This is a genomic window from Ruegeria sp. HKCCA0235A, from assembly GCF_013033235.1.
GTDB lineage: Bacteria > Pseudomonadota > Alphaproteobacteria > Rhodobacterales > Rhodobacteraceae > Ruegeria.
This window is the reverse complement of the sequence record NZ_WQDQ01000010.1, coordinates 74967-91549: the sequence shown is the minus strand read 5'-3', so window position 1 is coordinate 91549 and position 16583 is coordinate 74967. Positions and strand designations below refer to the sequence as shown.

The window sequence follows — 16583 nt, the reverse complement described above, 5'->3', positions numbered from 1 at the left end:
GATGACCAACTTAGTTAGGTTCACAGCATGGGTGCCTCGGGTATAAGATCGGAACATCTCAGAACCCCCTCGCATTGTGCTCGACGTCCTGCCAGTGTTTGTTCGCTGGCAGCGATTTGGCGCGTCGTGCGATATCCTCAAACCGAACGGGCATGTAATCCCAGACATCGACGCCTGCATTGACGCTGTTGCTGGACCCTTTCCAGTTCTTATGCACATGGCCGAAGATCTGGAGCGCACCGCGTCGGGCGCGGTTCCACGTGATCATGGGATAGTGGCACAGGGTGTGCATCTGTTTGTCAGGGCCATCCTTAACTTCCGCCATGTGAGAGGTACTGTTCCAGGGCAATGCCAGTGTCTGCTCCAGGTCATGGTTGCCAACAATCAGATGCTTTTCCGCGCCGGGCAATTTGGAGAACAGTTTGGTCAGCCATTCGCGGTCCTTCGCCTTCTGCCCAAAGGCGAAGTCACCAACGATCCACAGCGCATCGTTGGGGCCGACCATGGCCCAGAGGTTCTGCATCAGAACTGCATCCATGTGGTTTACTGAGCGAAACGGGCGGTCGCAGAACTTGATGATATTCTCGTGCCCGAAATGGGGGTCTGCTGTATACCAATTGATCATGTCTTTAACTCCGTAATGCCTACCTTTCATGTCTGGTGGCGGCGTCAGAGACAGTGCGGGGATGGGGGATCATCGCGTGGCGAACAGCTCGAAGCCGCCCGCCATTCTGCGGGCGCTAGAATAGGGTGATATCTGCGCGTGCTGTGATCATGCAGCGTTCATAGCGGCTTTGCGTCCGCCTGACTATCCGGGAAATCACAGATCCATGTCCGAGGCTTCAACCTCCTCACCGGTCAGCGCGTCGACAATCTGGCGATCCAGCTCTTCGGTGTGCATCCGGCCGAGCTCATAATCTTCCAGAGAGAAGGTGATGGAGGTCATGCCGGGTTCACCACGATAGCTGACTTTGAACGTTGCGATGCAGCCCGGTTTGATCAGCTTGTCGCGCGGGCGTTCAAAGCGGTACTCGACGGAATTGCGGTAGTGCTGAGCCGAGCCGCATAACTCATATTCAGTGATGAGCTTGCCACCGGAACGGGTCGTTTCCTCGTGCCTGATTGGCCCCAGCGCATCGAGGTCGTGAATAAAACCATCTGAACTCCAAGCATAGGTCAGCACCATATCGCGTCCGTTGATCTCAACACGCGAGGGCGACCCGTAGGTCTCTTCGATCTGGGCTTTCAGCTCCAGCGGTTCAGGCAATTCATCGCTCGGCTGGCGAATGCTGCGATAGATTGCCATGGGACGCTGTTCCATCACATCTGAGGACAAGCGGGCTGTTACCTGATCTTGTGCGGCTTTGACCAAGCGTCCATTGATGCCGACATCTCCAATGCGGGAATATAGCTGATAGGTGAACTCAAACACTGCGCCATCAGGGGATTGAATCCTCAGAACTTCGCTCTCGCTTGTGGGGTCAGCGTCGCTGCGTTCCGCGTAGACGCCCAGAACATCATCAAGCGGATCGCCGGGCTGAAGGCCGAGGATCTCATAGGGGTATGGGCGCTCTGCAGGCGCGGGCACAGCGGTCAAGGTATCTTCCGCGAACCCAGCGGAGGCAAACGAGAGGCAAAAAGCAAGCGCAAATGCAAAACGGATCATGCAACGGACTTTCTGATGTAGGAAAAGGGAGAGGTGTCACCTTCGAAAGCTTCAAGGCGCAGGCCTCGCAGGGCCCACTGAAGTTCGATGGTCAGTGCAATTACTTCGGACCAGGCTGCCTGCGCCTCGCGATATCGGGCATATCCCGGTTGGCCGGATTTACAGGACAGCATGGAGGTAAAATGAGCAACGTCGCCATGCAGGATCTGTTCAGCCAGCGCTTCGGAGCCAGGGAGCTCTGAGTGGAATACGGGAAGCGTACCAAACGCCGAGCGGATCTCAGCAGCTTCGGCTGCGCCATGGCGATGGCCGGTGATCAGGCCAATGATGTGTTCGGGGCAGTCAAATCGTTCATTGATGCTCTGTGATGAGAAGCGTGCCTCTATCGGGCCTGTAGCGGGCACAACAATCAAATCAGCTTTCGCAAGTGCCATCGACACGGCGTCTTCAGGATAGACCTGTGTGTCGATCAGGACGATGTCAAAGCCGCGCATGGTGGCGGCAGCTAAGGCATCTTCCACACTTTCGTCTGTTGGGCATTCAATCAATTCCAGTTGAGGCGACCGTAACCGACAGGCCTCCATCGCAGTCAGCCATGTCTGTAATGTGGAAGGGTCCTTACAATTTGAGCCCCTGGAGGTCTGACTGGTGCAATCCATCACCATCACACGCTTGTCCAAAGCCAGAAATCCCGACGCCAACGCCATAACTGCCGTCGTCCGCCCGGACCCGCCCTTTGCTGCATGAATGGTGATGGTGTGCATACTGCATGTCCTTGTTAACCAAATACATATTATAGTTGATAACATTAAAGTATGTAATCCACAATCGTCCAGCGCATGGATATGCGCAAATTAGTTGGACAAAACTTCGCCCGATTGCGAAGGGAAAAAGGCCTGACACAGGAGGACATCGAAGCTCGCTCCGGGTTTAGTCAGCAATACTTAAGCGGATTGGAGCGAGGCCGAAGGAATCCTACGATCATCACTTTGTATGAACTTTCGCAGGCTCTTGAAGTTAGCCATGTCGAGCTGGTTGAGCCCAGAGATCAAAACTGAAGGCGGCTGGCTATTTGGAAAGGGAACGCGTAAGTACTTGTGGAAAAGGGTGTTTCGCCCAAAAGGGAATATTAGAGACCCATGCAAGCCAAAATTGATAGGCACTTTCGGCCACGTGCTCGACTGCTTCAACATCTTGGTGATCAATTAATTGGTACACCCCGCCTAGCCGTATTCGAACTAGTTAAAAATGCATATGATGCCGATGCTTCAGAAGTCGTAGTCGAAATTGCTGGAATTGGTAGCGGGCATCCATCTATTCGGGTTTCGGATGATGGCACTGGAATGTCACCAGAAACAGTCAAAGATATTTGGCTCGTAATCGCTCACGATCACAAAGAAAAACAGCTGGCTAAGAAAGAGCGAACCGCAAAGGGCCGATTGCCTCTCGGATCCAAGGGTTTAGGTCGACTGTCGGTGCATAAGCTTGGGAACAAAATACGCATGGTAACCCGCGCTGCGGGCGAACAAGAAGTCGTGGTCGATATTGACTGGAATAAGATGATCGAGCACGAGTTTCTTTCTGATGCTGAAGTCGACATCGAGTTGCGCGAACCTGAGGTTTTCACGGGCGAGAAGACCGGCACCGAGCTACAAATATTGGAGCTGCGTGAAAAACGATGGACTAGAGGTGAGATACGCCGTCTGTATCGTCAAGTCACATCCATTTCATCGCCATTCGGCCAAGTCGGAAGAGACGACTTCAAAGCAATTCTTCAGGTGCCAGATGTTCCACAATGGATAGAGCGGCTGCCTGATCCAGTAGAATTGCTAAAACGAGCGCCCTGGAAATACACCTTCAAGTTTGATGGTGAGAACTTCGAGTACCACTACTTGTTCAGAGGAATTCCGGGGATCCAGCGTCAAGCACGCGAAGTCGAAGAAGAAGAGGTTTCACTACTTGTGCCACCTCATGAAGCCGATGACGACGATCCGCTTTTCAGTGGTAAAGCGCAATCCACCACCCTGCGAAAGGTGATTGCTGATCTAACGACAATCGAAGGTATTGGGCCGGTCTCTGGGGAGTTTTACGTTTTTGATCTGTCACCCCGCATTGCAAAACAGATGGGAGAGACAAAGCTAATCAAAGACTTCTTGGACGAAAACGGAGGTATCCGTGTCTACCGAGATGGAATACGTGTTTACGACTATGGTGAACGAAGCAATGATTGGCTGGGCTTGGATTTGAAGCGGGTTAACAATCCAACAAGAGGGCTTAGTCGCAATATCGTGGTAGGGCACGTTTCGATAGATCAGGATGGAAGTCCTGGTCTAGTTGAGAAATCTAATCGTGAAGGCTTCATTGAAAATGATGCTTACGAACGGTTTAAGCAAGTAGTGTTGGGAGCGATCGACCCGCTTCAACGAGAACGCGAAGTTGACCGTAAAGCTATAAGAGAGCTCTTAGGCGACGTCCAAGACCCCGAGGTCCGCAGTATTATGGAGCCGGTCTCAAAGATTCGGGTTATCGCCAGCAAAAACAACCTTTCAGGCAAGATTGATCCACTGCTGGATCGCATAGAGCATGAATACGTTGAAATGAAGAACCGACTTTTGGCTACTGGTATCTCAGGGACCAGCTTAGCCGTGGTTTTTCACGAGATCGAACAAGGAGTTAGGTCTCTGTACAAAAACATGGAAAACCATCCTGAGATGGAAAATGTCGCATCTCAAGTCGAAGAGATGATGAAGCTTCTCGACGGGTTCTCCGACCTGTTACGCAAGAAGGATCGCAAGCCCGTGGATTTGAGGAAACTCATCCGACGCGCGCGAGACTTGAACCAAATTCGTTTCAGGCATCATAACGTACGTCTGAATTGCCCAGCTGTCGAAGATGACGCCCCCGAAGTTACAGTGTCTTGTTCTTATGGCTTAACCTTGGGTGCGATTACGAACATCATCGACAATGCGATCTATTGGATGCGGGCCAAGTGGCCGAACGAGGACGATACTGGACGCGCACTATACATAGGCATTGACGAGGATTTCGAAGGCGGTCCAGCTGTCATCATCGCTGATACTGGACCGGGGTTCCGGGACGCGCCCTCTGAACTAGTACGCCCATTCTATACAAGAAGGCCTGAAGGTATGGGCATGGGGCTCTACTACGCAAATATGGTTATGGAATTAAACGATGGGGCGCTTGTGTTTCCTGACTTTTCAGAAGCGGATGTGCCTGATGAATTTGAGGGGGCGATTATTGCGCTCCAATTTGCTGATTTGAAGGACTAATTGATGTTTCTGCATTCCAAGTTTGTCGTCGTGGACGACAAAGAGCATCATTTGAGAGGTATCAAGGAAACACTGGATTCGCTTCGAATAGACTGTCACTCAAAACTATACGAAGACGAGGCCGTGGGTGAGTGGACTGCGTTGCCCGGTACAAGAATCCTTTTTCTAGATCAGAACCTTGTTACAGGGGCGACTTTCGGAACCGCGGACAACAAGGTTGCCGTTACTGCGATACAGGATGTCATCACCAAAGTTATCTGCCCCGATAGCGGCCCGTATGGTCTAATCTTGTGGGCTGAAGAGCCAGATTTGGAGACCTTAAAAGCCAGTCTTTTCGAGCGCTTTACAGGTGATGAAGCCCGTTACTTACCAGTGTTTTTTGCTGCGCTTCAGAAGGGTGAGTACATTGACACAAACGATGGAAGGGTCAAAAATCCTGTTAAACTTCAAGAAGATATAGTAAGTCGGCTTTCCCAGAACCCACAAATGAAAGCACTTCTGAGTTGGGAGACTGACGTCGCTGTTGCCGCTGGCGCTGTTCTAAGGTCAATCGTGAACTTAGTGCCGATGAGCAAGCGTTCTTCCGATGATTTCAGCAAGGAGCTGGGAAATGTGCTCTATCGGCTGTCCCAGGCGGGAGCAGGTATTGATCGGGCCGAAGAAAACCCAAGAGAGGCAATCAACCACGTTTTGGTTCCTATTCTGGCGGATAGGATTACCGAACATGATCCACAAGGTGATGCGGGAGACGCTTGGAAAAGCGCTATTGTGTCCCACCCTGATAAATTTGCGTCTATTCCAGTGCAAGCCGCAATCAATACAGCCATCCATGTGTCTCGAGCCACTTCGCCCAATAGCGCGCCAATACTACCCACTGACTTAGGCGCGGTTATCGAATTTCCATTTGAGAATGAGCAAAATACTTTGAGCGATTTGTTCGATCTCTCGGTCGAAAAATTCCGCCAAGACACCTTCTTCGGAATGCACGAACAGGATTGGGAAAAGTGTGCTTTGCGGCTCGTCCAGATTGGGGCTTCATGCGACCATGCACAGCCTAAGGATGGTCCTTTGCTTTACCTTTTAGCTTTGGAATGGCCATACCAAAACGCTGATGGCTCTAGAGTCGATAGCGCCAAACTCCATGCCAAGAAGAGCAGCAAATCTGGACTGGAGTGGAAGACACCCAGTATTTTGGTTGGCGACGACTTGGTGCCGGGCAAGCTGTCTGTCTTCCTAAATTGTACTTTCAGCGCGAAACGGGGAGATGTTACAAACTGGAATGCGGTCTATCGGCTGAGGGAGGAATTGGCTTCAAAGTTGACACAAGAATTTGCTCGCCACATTTCAAGACCCGGTATTCTCACCATGAGTCCCGACGACTGAGTTAGGTTGTTCGCCGATGACCAGAAGTTTACTGTATCCCAAAGTATTCGAGTTAGAAGCACGCGGCACAAGTTAACAGCAGTGTTAGAGAGAAAAACTCCGATGTGGATGGGCGAGTTTGGGCTTCCGGCAGTAGGCTGATACGGAAATCAGATTTGCTGTTGTCGGTGGCGCCACGGCGACGTTTTGGCTAGTTGGATCAAATGTTGGCTTCACTGTTTTGTACTGTGTGATTGTCATCAGAGTGTAGCTCCAAATACTCCTGATCCAAGAGATCTAAGATTTTTGTGGCAGCCTTTTCAATGTTTTGTGACGACATTCTCGTGGACTTCGGCCACCAACCAACTGGGTGCTTAACCGCAGAAAACAGATCATTCAAATCGGCGTTGGGGTGTTGTCTGAGGCAAGCGGCTAACAGATTAACCGTCAGTTCCGCAATCTGAAGTCGATCCCGAATTGGCACTGGCTCCGGAGCTAAATCAAATACACTGTGTAGATCGATGCGTTCATCTGATAGCAGTTTTTCAAGAATATCACTGCCGACGGGCCTCGTTCCGTTTTCGTAGTTCACCAATGCACGTCTTGATATCCCCAAAAACTCAGCAAATTCGGTCTGACTTTGTTTCCGCATCTTTCGGCACTTGGTAAGGCCTTCTGAAACGCAGATGCGATTGCGATTTGCCTTGCGTCGATTTGCATCCTCTTTCTGAAGATATGGAAAGGAATCCGAAGACCCGCTCTTTCGGTGTTGGTTAAGTTTTCGGGTTCGACGTTTCTTCTCGGCTACAATTTTTGCCTTAAATTGGGTTTTGAAGTCGCGATCCATTGGAGAAGTCCTACCCTTGGTTGCGCACACTTGTGCTCAAATAGAGCTTAACTTCAACAGCGGGTATTTTACCACTGGTATCGCACAAAAACTTGTAGAAACTTGCGGTTAGACGCAGTTTGGAGGATGCAGCTTTGATTGCAATCGATGATATGGCAACACCTGAAGAGTGGTGTAAAAGACTGCAGAAATCCGGCGCTTCTGTTTCTGCGCGAGCTCTTCGAAGCCTGGCTCGTGAGCATGGGCAGTTTTACTCACTTGGTCGAGCTATGATGCTCACCTCCAGTCACATCGAGGCGCTCATGTGCATTGAAGCTTCAGCCTCTGCAAGTCAGACAAGAGGCTAGTTTTTCCGTGTCGAGCAGCTCTCAAGATATAAGGCTAGTATCATCTAACGATCTTGCAGCCGCGCTTGGATTTGCTGCTCCGAACGATGCATTCCGCAACTTCTGTCGGTCTCTGGACATCATCCCGTTGAGGCGGAACCCGAATTTTTTTGATCCCAAACTCGTTCGTCTAAGATTGGATCAAGCACAGGGTCTGCAAAGCGTCGATGAGATGCAAAGTGATAAAGTTGATCTTGTTGCGCAAAGGAGGGCAAGACGTGCCGCGCAGTAGCTTGCCAAAGGGTGTGCATCGTGTTCGCCGCGATACCGTGGAAGGCGTGAAATTTCATTTTTACGCTTGGCGTGGCGGAGGCCCGAAATTCTGGGAGTCTTCCGTTAAGGAGCCTCGCGAACCTGAGTTTCTTATAGCTTTTGCCGAGAAAGCAAAGTTCAGGTTTGCCGCAGAATACATGACGCCCGAGATGGTGGACGGTTTTCTCGATAGTACTGCAATGCCGAAGGGCGAACGCACACAAGCGGATTATCGAAAATGGGCTCTGCGCTTTGCAGCGGAGTTCGCTGATGATCCCGCGAAACTTTGGGAAAACCCAAAGTCTAGGGGTGAACTCAACGAGTGGAGGGCGAAGTGGAAAGACTCGCCAAAGCAGCATGACTACGCCGGCACAGTCGCGGTGCGCATCCTCAATTGGGCGAGGGATGAAGGAAAGATTGCGGCGCACTTCTGCGATCGCCTCCACCGCATCTATACAGTAGACCGGGCAGAGATAGTTTGGACGGACGCCGACCAAAGGTATTTCAAAGAAGCCGCACCGCCTTGGGTGCAACGCGTGATGACGCTCGCATGCGAAACCGGGCTTAGGCCTGCAGATCTTGTGCGATTGACGCGGGGCAACCTTGAAAGCTTCGATGGAATCGATCGTTTTCTGGTTCGTACGCAGAAGAGGGGGCGTGTGGCACATATTCCTGTGACGCCTGAACTTCGGCAACTGATCGATGAAACACCGGCGGATCAGCTTGTTTTGTTGGTCAATGATCGAAACAAACCGCTCAAGCCCACGTCTGCAAGTCGAGCTATCGCACGCTACCGGGCTCGCATTACCGACAGGCTGAGCGATCCGACGCTCAGGCTCCAAGATACGCGCGGAACGGCTGCAACGCGACTCTTGCGTGCAGGCCTGGGCCTTAACCAAATCGCAAATCACATGGGCTGGTCGCTTCGCTACGCCGCCGCTGTGATCGAACATTATGCCGCCGTTTCACCTGCTGAGAGTGCGGAAGTCCTCGATTTACTGGAGCGCGAAAAGCAGCGCCGTGAGGACAAAACTGTAAACGCTATTGTAAACGGCCCCAATGGGGCAAACAGAGGAGAGGGCTAAGTGACTGAAAGTAAATGGAGGCGAGTACCGGAATCGAACCGGTGTACACGGATTTGCAATCCGCTGCGTCACCACTCCGCCAACTCGCCTTTACAAGTAAAATCAAATACTTGCCGTGGTGTGCGTGGGGTTTTAGCAGCTTTCCCAAGGGGCGTCCAGAGGATTGCGCGCAATTTTGTCGACGAGATTGAAATTTGCCGAAGCCCGCAACCGCAAACGCATGGGCGTAGGGGGGTTGCGTCAACAGGGCCGTTGCTGGGCGTTTCAGGATGTGGCAAAAGCCGGGTAACTTTGGGAATGACTCGAGAGATCCTATGACAGATTTCGCTGCCCGGCGCCGCACTATGGTTGATACGCAAATCCGGCCTTCGGATGTTACAAAGTTCCCGATAATTGAGGCGATGTTGAACGTCCCGCGCGAAAACTTCGTGCCTGACGCACAGCGTGAGGCCGCCTATGCCGACAGTGTGATCGATCTGGGCAACGGGCGCTGTATGCTCGAGCCGAGAACGCTTGCTAAAATGCTGGATGCGCTCAACATTTCGAACGACGAGATGATTCTCGATATCGCTCCGGCGACGGGGTATTCCACTGCGGTTGCCGCGCGTATGGCCCAGTTGGTTGTTGGTGTGGAAAGCGACGACTCGCTGGCGTCCGAGGCGCAAAGCCTGTTGGCTGAGGCCGATGTGGACAATGCCATTATCCACGCCGGTCCTTTGGATCAGGGTGCGGCTGAGCACGGTCCTTACGATGCGATCATGGTGCAGGGCGGTGTTGAACGGATTCCCGACGCGCTGTTGGATCAGCTCAAGGAACATGGCCGGATTGCATGCCTGTTTGTTGAAGGCAATCTTGGAACTGTGCGGATCGGTCGAAAGACCGGAGGCCGGGTCAGCTGGCGGGATGCGTTCAACGCCAGTGCACCGATACTAGAGAGCTTTTCGGCGGAGTGTGCATTTTCGCTATAGTTCGCCGATAGATTCTGCTGGCGCCTTGATTAGTTGAAAAGAAGACCGCAAACTGCCTTCAGGGCAGTGTAATTTCGTTTGAGAGGATTTCGGTATGCGTGGTTCAGCGACAGGCAAGCTGGTCAGGGCATTCGCAGTGACCGCAGGACTTGCCATCAGCGTTATGCCAGGGCGTCCGGTGTGGGCTGACAACATAACAGACGCCTTCATCGGCGCGTATAATACAAGCGGCTTGCTGGAGCAGAACCGGGCGCTGCTGCGCGCGGCAGATGAAGACGTGGCAATCGCGCTTTCTGCATTGCGGCCAATCATCAACTGGACTGTACAGGTCAGCCAGGATTATACCCGGTCTCGGACCAACAATGTGGTCACAACGACCGAGCCGTCCCGGTTTTTCACCGGTCTGGGGCTAACTCAGCTTCTGTATGATGGTGGCGCTTCGGTTCTGGGCAAGCAATCGGCGCAGGAGACGGTTCTGTCGACCCGGCAAACCTTAATCGACATTGAGCAACAGGTGCTTATCCGCGCTGCAAATGCTTACCTGGGCGTGCTGCTACAGGAAGAAACAGTCGCAATTCGCCAGAACAACGTGGATGTTTCGGCGGAAGAGCTTCGCGCATCAAATGATCGCTTCGAGGTTGGCGAAGTAACGCGCACGGACGTGGCGCTTTCAGAGGCGCAGTTGGCAAGTTCTCAAGCTGATCTGGCGGTCGCTCGTGGTGAACTGAGCATTGCGCAGGCTGAATATGTCAATGCGGTCGGCAAGGCGCCGGGGCGGACGGCCGGTCAACCCAGCCTGCCCAATCTGCCACGGAGTGAGGCAGAAGCGATCAGCCTCGCGCAACGCAACCACCCGGCGATTCTGTCGGCGCAGCATCAGGTCCGCGCTTTTGACCTGATTGTACAGCAGCAGCGGGCCAACCTTGGGCCGAATGTCAGTTTGAATGCTGATGCGGGTGTGCGTGAAAGCTATGACAACAACGACTATGTGAACGACGCGACCGTGTCGCTGGACTTTACACAGCCGATTTACGCCGGTGGCCGGTTGGCCGCGAATGTGCGGCGCGCTATGGCAAATCGGGATGCGTCTCGTGCGAATCTTCTGAACGTACAAAAGAATATCACACAGGGCGTTACGGACCGGTATGCAGCGTTCCAGGCAGCCAGTGCCAGCCTCAGGGCATCGACGGAACGGGTTCGCGCATCGCAGGTGGCATTTGATGGCATCAGGGAAGAAGCGACCTTGGGTGCCCGGACCACTTTGGACGTTCTGAATGCTCAGCAGGATTTGCTGGACGCGCAGCTGGCCGAAGTGGCGTCGCGAACGGAACGATCCCGCGCAGCGTATCAGCTGTTGCAGGCGCAGGGCCTTTTGACGGCAGAACGTCTTGGCCTGGCGGTTCAGATCTATGACCCGACTTTGTACTATAATCTGGTCAAGAAAGCCCCCGCGCGTGTCAGCAAACAGAGCAAGGATCTGGATCGAGTCCTCAAAGCGTTGCGTCGGGACTGACCGGCAATACTATTTGTTGTAGGGCTCGGATTGTTTGGCTACACTCGATCCAACGATAGAGCGGTAGAGAACAATGTCTGATAATGTCGTGAAAGCAGGGATCGAAGACGTTCTGTCTTCGGTCAAACGTCTGGTCAGTGAAGACAGTCGCGGTAAATCCTCCTCGGATCAACAGGGTGCAACGCGCAAGCCGGGGCGTTTGGTGCTGACGGACGCGCTGCGCATCAGCAAACCCGCTCAGTCCGAGATCATGCCCGCCAAGCCGTCTCCTGATGTTGCCGACTCGGCCAAGCCGATGCTGCTGCGTGCCTGCGACATCGTCAGGGCAGGTGATCCTGCCAACACTGCGGATGACGCGACCGAGGGGCATTCCGCGGAAACCGGCTCAACCGATGATCCCGCGATCAGCCTGAGTGCCAAGATCGAAGCGCTGGAAGCGGCGATTGCGCAAACCGAGGATCAATGGGAGCCGGATGGCGACAGCGCAGACGCCTATTCCGGCACACCGACGCATTCCCTGCCGTGGAACGTCGAAGAGGAGTTTGCGGCCGCAAGGACCGTCGTTCTGACTGATCAGGAAGATACGGACGATCCTCAACCCGAGTCCGCTTCGATACAAAACGCAGAGTTCATCCGGGCGGGACGACCGGCTGAATCCGATCGTGCCACTGAAGTCGTTGAAGACGTTTCGACAACGGATTTGGATGAAGAAACATTGCGTGAGCTGATCGCGGAAGTTGTCCGCCAGGAGTTGCAAGGCGCGATGGGCGAGCGGATCACGCGAAACGTGCGCAAAATGGTTCGGCGGGAAATCGCGCGCGCGCTCGCCGCGAAAGATCTGGGATAAGACTCAGCCGCGCTGTGGTGGCTGTGCCAGGCTCAGCATCAGGTCAAGATTCATGTGGCGCTCCAGATGATCGGCCAGATCATCCAGCGCCTGCTCTACCCCGTCTTCGTAGGCAATGTCCGACGTCACGCCCAGCGTTGACAAATAGCGGGCACGAAATGCGTCTGACGAGAAAATTCCGTGCAGATAGCTGCCCTTGACCCGGCCGTTGCTGCTGGCGGCGCCTTCTGGTCTGCCTTCGACCTCAAGCCATGCGCGGGCGCGGTCCGGGCCGTCGGTATGGCCCATGTGGATTTCGTATCCGCTGACCGGTTCTCGGTCTGGTAGGGCATGGGCGGAACGTAGGATGACCTGTTTCTGCCCGCCCATTACGGTATCGACGTTCAGCAACCCCAATCCATCAACTTTGCCCGGCCGGCCGTCCACGCCATCAGGATCGGAAATGGTCTTGCCCAGCATCTGATAGCCGCCGCACAACCCCAGGACATGTCCACCGCGGCGAACATGTGCATACAGGTCGATATCCCAGCCCTGTGCACGAAAATAGCTCAGATCTCCGATCGTGGACTTGCTGCCGGGAAGCAGAACCAGATCCGCATCGCCGGGCAGGGGACGTCCGCCTGGAATGACCTCGACGCTCACGCCGGGCTCGGCAGACAACGGATCGAGATCGTCGAAATTGGCCATACGCTCCAGTTGGGGCACAACGACCTTGCACGCGCCGCCTGTATGGGAACGGATGTCCATCATGTCTTCGGCCGGCAGTTTCCAGGCGTCGTGAAACCAGGGCACAACCCCAAGGCAGGGCCAGCCTGTTCGGGCCGAGATGTCATCACGGCCTTCGTCAAACAGGGACACGTCGCCCTTGAAACGGTTGATGGCAAAACCCCTGATCTGCGCCACGTCGCCTTCGTCCAGAACGGCCTGAGTCCCAACGATCTGCGCAATCACCCCGCCACGATGGATGTCCCCGACCAGAACAACAGGAATGTCCGCTGCACGGGCAAATCCCATATTGGCGATGTCACCTTTGCGCAGGTTGGTCTCAGCCGGGCTGCCAGCGCCCTCGATCAGAACCAGATCAGCGTCGGCGCAGAGCCTGTCAAAGCTTTCCAGTGCTGCGCCCAGTAGCTTGGATTTGTCCTTGCGATAGTCACCGGCCTTCATCGTGCCAGCGCGCTGCCCCTGAACGATAATCTGCGCGCCGGTATCCGTCTCGGGTTTGAGCAGAATAGGGTTCATGTCCGTGTGTGTTGCCCGCTTTGCCGCGCGGGCCTGAAGGGCTTGTGCGCGGCCAATTTCGCCACCGTTTTCGGTGACGGCTGCATTGTTCGACATGTTTTGTGGTTTGAACGGCGCGACCCGAAGGCCCCGGCGCGTGTAGGCGCGCGCCAGCCCCGCCACCAGAACCGATTTTCCGACATTGCTGCCGGTCCCTTGAATCATGATGGCGCGAACCATGCCTTGTCTCCTATAAGTCTGGGCGCAGATGATCTGATTTGAGCCGAAAGGGAAAGCCCCGGATGAATACGCCTGCGCATCTTTTGATCGGGGCTGCCGTGTTCGCCCGGCCGCCGCAAGGGCCTGTCCTCTGGGCTGCGCTGCTGGGAGCGTTATTGCCGGATCTGTCCCTATACGTGATGGCGGGCGTATCCCTGTTTGTTCTGGGCATCCCCGAGCAGGTGGTCTTCGGGCAGCTTTACTTTTCCCCGGCGTGGCAGACCGTATTCGCCATAGACAATTCCTTTATCCTATGGGGGCTGGCATTCCTGCTGGCAGTCTGGAGAGGTTGGCATGTTCTGGCTGTCGGTGCAGCGGCGGGTCTGTTGCATCTTGCGACAGATTTCCTGCTTCATGCGGGCGACGGACGGCCACAGTTCTGGCCCATCAGCGACTGGGTGTTCCAAAGCCCTGTCAGCTATTGGGACAGCGACCATCATGCTTTGTGGGTGGCACCGGTGTCAGCCTTTGTCTGTCTGGCTGCATATGTTCTGCTGTGGCAGCGTGGATTGCCGGTTTGGGGCAAAGCCCTGTTCGCAACCATGCTGGCGGCTGAATTCTGGGTGGTGCGTCAATGGTTGTTGTTCTTTTGAGCCATTGGCTTCATACCTGACGATCAGGTATAGAAAAACGCGCTCTGACAGGCAGAGCGCGTTTGTTCAATCCAAATCTACCTTGGTTCAGGCAGCTTCGGCCTGCTGTGCAGCGTTGCGGCGTTCGCTTTCTTCCCGCGACAGGGCGACCGAGGTACGGACGCCGCGTCCAACGAATTCCATCAATCCGCTTACAACCCGTTCGTTCGGGTCAATTCCTGCGCAGGACAGAACTTCGCGCCCATCGCGCGAACGCGCCCAGCGGGCGATTTGTTCGGGGCCATTGCCGTATTTCTTGTCATCGGCGATAGCATCATCAAGCGCAGCCAGGACAACGGCCGCGAAAAGTTTGCGCGCACGATTGCCTTGCTCATTGTTAAAGGCAGTGCCGTCAACGAAATCTCTCATCTCGTCTTCCTTGTTGTTCTTGCTCTTGCATTTTCGGCGTGAGGGTCCTTATGACCGATTAGGTGCGATTCGGATACAGCTAAAATGCATAGTTGCGTTGCGTCACTTGCATGGCTCGCTGCACCTGCAGCACTAGGTGTCGTTGTCTTGTCAGGTGTGATCCCGCCAGATATAGGGACCGCAACTGATGCATCAACCGTTTGTGAAGGATTTATGTAATGCCCAAGATAAATGGGAACGAAATTCGCCCCGGCAATGTGCTTGAGCATAACGGTGGCCTGTGGGCAGCGGTCAAGGTCGACCATGTTAAGCCGGGCAAAGGCGGGGCTTTTGCACAGGTAGAACTGCGCAACCTGCGCAATGGCTCGAAATTGAACGAACGCTTCCGCTCGGCGGACAAGGTCGAACGCGTGCGTCTGGAGCAAAAGGATCAGCAATTCCTGTATGAATCCGACGGAATGCTGGTGTTCATGGATTCAGAAACCTACGAACAGATTGAATTACCAGCAGAATTACTGGGTGACCGCCGTCCGTTTCTGCAAGATGGCATGACCATTGTTGTCGAATTCTACGAAAGCGAGGCGCTGAACGCGACGTTGCCGCAGAAAGTGACCTGCAAGATCGTCGAGACCGAACCGGTGGTAAAAGGTCAAACGGCGGCGAACTCTTTCAAGCCCGCGGTGCTGGACAATGGCGTGAAAGTCATGGTTCCCCCCTTCATCGGCCAGGACGAAATGATCGTCGTGAACACGGAAACGATGGAATATTCCGAACGCGCGTGACGTTTCGTCACGTTACGCATCAGACCGCGCAGGCGCCCGCCGCGCGGTCTTTTCTTATGCGTTGGGTCGATAGCGATAGCGGGTTGGATCCGGGCCGAACAATTCCAGCATCAATTCGTATTTGATACGATTGGCGCTGACCTGACGATAGAATGCGATCAGAAAGGCAGTGGGTCCCTGAATGCGGCTGAGCCCACTGGTGGCGGCCACCACGGTGCCCACATCCGTTTTGCCGTGCAAGACCAGATATCCCCCCAGCATCAGGATGCCGACGGTGCCGGCCCCGTTGATCACGCTCAGCAGGAACTTTGCCGAAAGTTTCCACAGGAACATCCGCCGCCGCGTGTCGTAAATGTCATCGAACATGATGTTGATATCCCGCTCAACGGCTTCGATATCCTCGGTCGTCAGTCGGTCGGTGGCACCGCGCAGAATGCGAACCCGTTCCGCCACGAAAGTGTTCACTTTGCGCTGCGAGACCAGAACGATGATGATTTGCGGCACGATCATTGACAACGCAATCAGCCCCAGACCTGGTTGCGTGGACGAGATATAACCGATGACGCTGATCAGCGTTCCAATCTGAACGACCGGATCCGAAAAGGCTCCACCGGCAAACTTGCCCAACTCTTCGGCTTCGGCCGAAATGGCGGTGGTCATGGTGCCTTTGCGCAGGCCTTCGTCTGAATCCTTCAGGTCGGTCGAACGCCAAAGCAGGCGTTGGCGGATCAGCCGGATCATGTCTTCGCCCAAGGTTCCGGCGCGATAGCCCAGTACCCATTTCAGGGCGAGGCTCAGCAGGATGACGGCCATCATGCCGATGCCTAGTTGGATCAGTTTTTCAGTCCCGACATCGTCGGATGTCAGGTGATTGACGATGTCGCGCTGAAACTCTAGCGGCACGGCGGCAAGGCCCGCAATTGCGACGGACAGCATGATGAGGATGATCTGTCGCCCCGCACTGGCGCGCCAGATCGCAGAATAAAGTCGAAACATGCGGGTATCCGGTTTGTCCTGTTTGCCTGCACTGTGGCAGTGCAGGACAACGGGTTCAAACTTTTCGATACAAGCTGATGCGCGGGTC

Annotated in this window: 16 protein-coding genes and 1 tRNA gene; 9 read left to right on the top strand and 8 right to left on the bottom strand. The window is 54.3% G+C overall.

Features of this window, described 5'->3' with window-relative positions; genetic code table 11:
• Positions 1 to 58: 58 nt before the first annotated feature.
• The 3 genes from GOW56_RS16855 to GOW56_RS16845 all read right to left on the bottom strand — a co-directional run bounded on the left by GOW56_RS16855 (position 59) and on the right by GOW56_RS16845 (position 2430).
• Positions 59 to 625, bottom strand: coding sequence for a metallophosphoesterase (locus GOW56_RS16855; RefSeq protein WP_171206592.1), 567 nt, complete (start codon positions 623 to 625; stop codon positions 59 to 61).
• 195 nt (positions 626 to 820) lie between these two features.
• Positions 821 to 1597 (bottom strand): hypothetical protein, encoded by a 777-nt coding sequence (locus GOW56_RS16850; RefSeq protein ID WP_217358827.1) that lies wholly within the window; start codon positions 1595 to 1597, stop codon positions 821 to 823.
• A 65-nt stretch (positions 1598 to 1662) separates the two neighbouring features.
• Positions 1663 to 2430, bottom strand: coding sequence for a ParA family protein (locus GOW56_RS16845; protein ID WP_171206590.1), 768 nt, complete (start codon positions 2428 to 2430; stop codon positions 1663 to 1665).
• Positions 2431 to 2505: 75 nt separating this feature from the next.
• Here GOW56_RS16845 and GOW56_RS16840 point away from each other — a divergent pair, with 75 nt between their 5' ends.
• From GOW56_RS16840 to GOW56_RS16830, 3 genes are all read left to right on the top strand, one after another.
• The gene (locus GOW56_RS16840) at positions 2506 to 2724 is read left to right on the top strand and encodes a helix-turn-helix domain-containing protein (RefSeq protein ID WP_171206589.1); all 219 of its coding nucleotides are present in this window, start codon (positions 2506 to 2508) and stop codon (positions 2722 to 2724) included.
• Positions 2725 to 2805: 81 nt separating this feature from the next.
• Entirely contained in the window at positions 2806 to 4956 is a 2151-nt protein-coding gene (locus GOW56_RS16835; protein WP_171206588.1) for an ATP-binding protein, read from the top strand.
• A 3-nt stretch (positions 4957 to 4959) separates the two neighbouring features.
• Entirely contained in the window at positions 4960 to 6339 is a 1380-nt protein-coding gene (locus GOW56_RS16830; RefSeq protein WP_171206587.1) for a hypothetical protein, read from the top strand.
• 199 nt (positions 6340 to 6538) lie between these two features.
• Here GOW56_RS16830 and GOW56_RS16825 read toward each other — a convergent pair whose 3' ends face one another.
• Positions 6539 to 7165, bottom strand: coding sequence for a helix-turn-helix transcriptional regulator (locus GOW56_RS16825; RefSeq protein ID WP_171206586.1), 627 nt, complete (start codon positions 7163 to 7165; stop codon positions 6539 to 6541).
• Positions 7166 to 7730: 565 nt separating this feature from the next.
• On the opposite strand from GOW56_RS16825, the gene GOW56_RS16820 reads away from it, so the two are divergent.
• A complete protein-coding gene (locus GOW56_RS16820; RefSeq protein WP_371807918.1) occupies positions 7731 to 8888 on the top strand; it encodes a tyrosine-type recombinase/integrase in 1158 nt (385 codons plus the stop codon).
• Positions 8889 to 8903: 15 nt separating this feature from the next.
• Here the strand turns inward: GOW56_RS16820 and GOW56_RS16815 are convergent.
• Positions 8904 to 8977, bottom strand: a tRNA-Cys gene (locus tag GOW56_RS16815).
• Between the two features lie 225 nt (positions 8978 to 9202).
• Between GOW56_RS16815 and GOW56_RS16810 the strand changes: the two genes are divergently transcribed.
• The 3 genes from GOW56_RS16810 (at position 9203) to GOW56_RS16800 (ending at position 12216) form a co-directional block, all read left to right on the top strand.
• A complete protein-coding gene (locus GOW56_RS16810; RefSeq protein WP_171170415.1) occupies positions 9203 to 9856 on the top strand; it encodes a protein-L-isoaspartate O-methyltransferase in 654 nt (217 codons plus the stop codon).
• Positions 9857 to 9950: 94 nt separating this feature from the next.
• Positions 9951 to 11369: a TolC family outer membrane protein gene (locus tag GOW56_RS16805; RefSeq protein ID WP_171170416.1), complete on the top strand. Its 1419-nt coding sequence runs from the start codon at positions 9951 to 9953 to the stop codon at positions 11367 to 11369.
• A gap of 73 nt (positions 11370 to 11442) precedes the next feature.
• A complete protein-coding gene (locus GOW56_RS16800) occupies positions 11443 to 12216 on the top strand; it encodes a hypothetical protein (protein ID WP_171206585.1) in 774 nt (257 codons plus the stop codon).
• Between the two features lie 3 nt (positions 12217 to 12219).
• On the opposite strand, the gene GOW56_RS16795 is transcribed toward GOW56_RS16800, so the two are convergent.
• Positions 12220 to 13677, bottom strand: coding sequence for a cobyric acid synthase (locus tag GOW56_RS16795; RefSeq protein WP_171206584.1), 1458 nt, complete (start codon positions 13675 to 13677; stop codon positions 12220 to 12222).
• Between the two features lie 62 nt (positions 13678 to 13739).
• On the opposite strand from GOW56_RS16795, the gene GOW56_RS16790 reads away from it, so the two are divergent.
• Positions 13740 to 14309 carry a cobalamin biosynthesis protein CobQ gene (locus GOW56_RS16790; protein ID WP_171119461.1) on the top strand — a complete coding sequence of 190 codons (570 nt, stop codon included), beginning with the start codon at positions 13740 to 13742 and terminating at the stop codon, positions 14307 to 14309.
• An 87-nt stretch (positions 14310 to 14396) separates the two neighbouring features.
• On the opposite strand, the gene GOW56_RS16785 is transcribed toward GOW56_RS16790, so the two are convergent.
• Positions 14397 to 14717: a DUF6280 family protein gene (locus GOW56_RS16785; RefSeq protein WP_037310273.1), complete on the bottom strand. Its 321-nt coding sequence runs from the start codon at positions 14715 to 14717 to the stop codon at positions 14397 to 14399.
• A gap of 218 nt (positions 14718 to 14935) precedes the next feature.
• On the opposite strand from GOW56_RS16785, the gene efp reads away from it, so the two are divergent.
• Positions 14936 to 15499 carry an elongation factor P gene (gene efp / locus GOW56_RS16780; protein ID WP_152457470.1) on the top strand — a complete coding sequence of 188 codons (564 nt, stop codon included), beginning with the start codon at positions 14936 to 14938 and terminating at the stop codon, positions 15497 to 15499.
• Between the two features lie 54 nt (positions 15500 to 15553).
• Here the strand turns inward: efp and GOW56_RS16775 are convergent, their stop codons facing one another.
• Positions 15554 to 16495: an ABC transporter transmembrane domain-containing protein gene (locus GOW56_RS16775; protein WP_171119462.1), complete on the bottom strand. Its 942-nt coding sequence runs from the start codon at positions 16493 to 16495 to the stop codon at positions 15554 to 15556.
• Between the last annotated feature and the right edge of the window lie 88 nt (positions 16496 to 16583).

Coding starts and splice junctions, on each gene's coding strand:
- GOW56_RS16855 (WP_171206592.1), bottom strand. CDS start 625: ATGATCAATTGGTATACAGCAGACCCCCATTTCGGGCACGAGAATATC.
- GOW56_RS16845 (WP_171206590.1), bottom strand. CDS start 2,430: ATGCACACCATCACCATTCATGCAGCAAAGGGCGGGTCCGGGCGGACG.
- GOW56_RS16840 (WP_171206589.1), top strand. CDS start 2,506: ATGGATATGCGCAAATTAGTTGGACAAAACTTCGCCCGATTGCGAAGG.
- GOW56_RS16835 (WP_171206588.1), top strand. CDS start 2,806: ATGCAAGCCAAAATTGATAGGCACTTTCGGCCACGTGCTCGACTGCTT.
- GOW56_RS16830 (WP_171206587.1), top strand. CDS start 4,960: ATGTTTCTGCATTCCAAGTTTGTCGTCGTGGACGACAAAGAGCATCAT.
- GOW56_RS16825 (WP_171206586.1), bottom strand. CDS start 7,165: ATGGATCGCGACTTCAAAACCCAATTTAAGGCAAAAATTGTAGCCGAG.
- GOW56_RS16810 (WP_171170415.1), top strand. CDS start 9,203: ATGACAGATTTCGCTGCCCGGCGCCGCACTATGGTTGATACGCAAATC.
- GOW56_RS16805 (WP_171170416.1), top strand. CDS start 9,951: ATGCGTGGTTCAGCGACAGGCAAGCTGGTCAGGGCATTCGCAGTGACC.
- GOW56_RS16800 (WP_171206585.1), top strand. CDS start 11,443: ATGTCTGATAATGTCGTGAAAGCAGGGATCGAAGACGTTCTGTCTTCG.
- GOW56_RS16795 (WP_171206584.1), bottom strand. CDS start 13,677: ATGGTTCGCGCCATCATGATTCAAGGGACCGGCAGCAATGTCGGAAAA.
- GOW56_RS16790 (WP_171119461.1), top strand. CDS start 13,740: ATGAATACGCCTGCGCATCTTTTGATCGGGGCTGCCGTGTTCGCCCGG.
- GOW56_RS16785 (WP_037310273.1), bottom strand. CDS start 14,717: ATGAGAGATTTCGTTGACGGCACTGCCTTTAACAATGAGCAAGGCAAT.
- efp (WP_152457470.1), top strand. CDS start 14,936: ATGCCCAAGATAAATGGGAACGAAATTCGCCCCGGCAATGTGCTTGAG.
- GOW56_RS16775 (WP_171119462.1), bottom strand. CDS start 16,495: ATGTTTCGACTTTATTCTGCGATCTGGCGCGCCAGTGCGGGGCGACAG.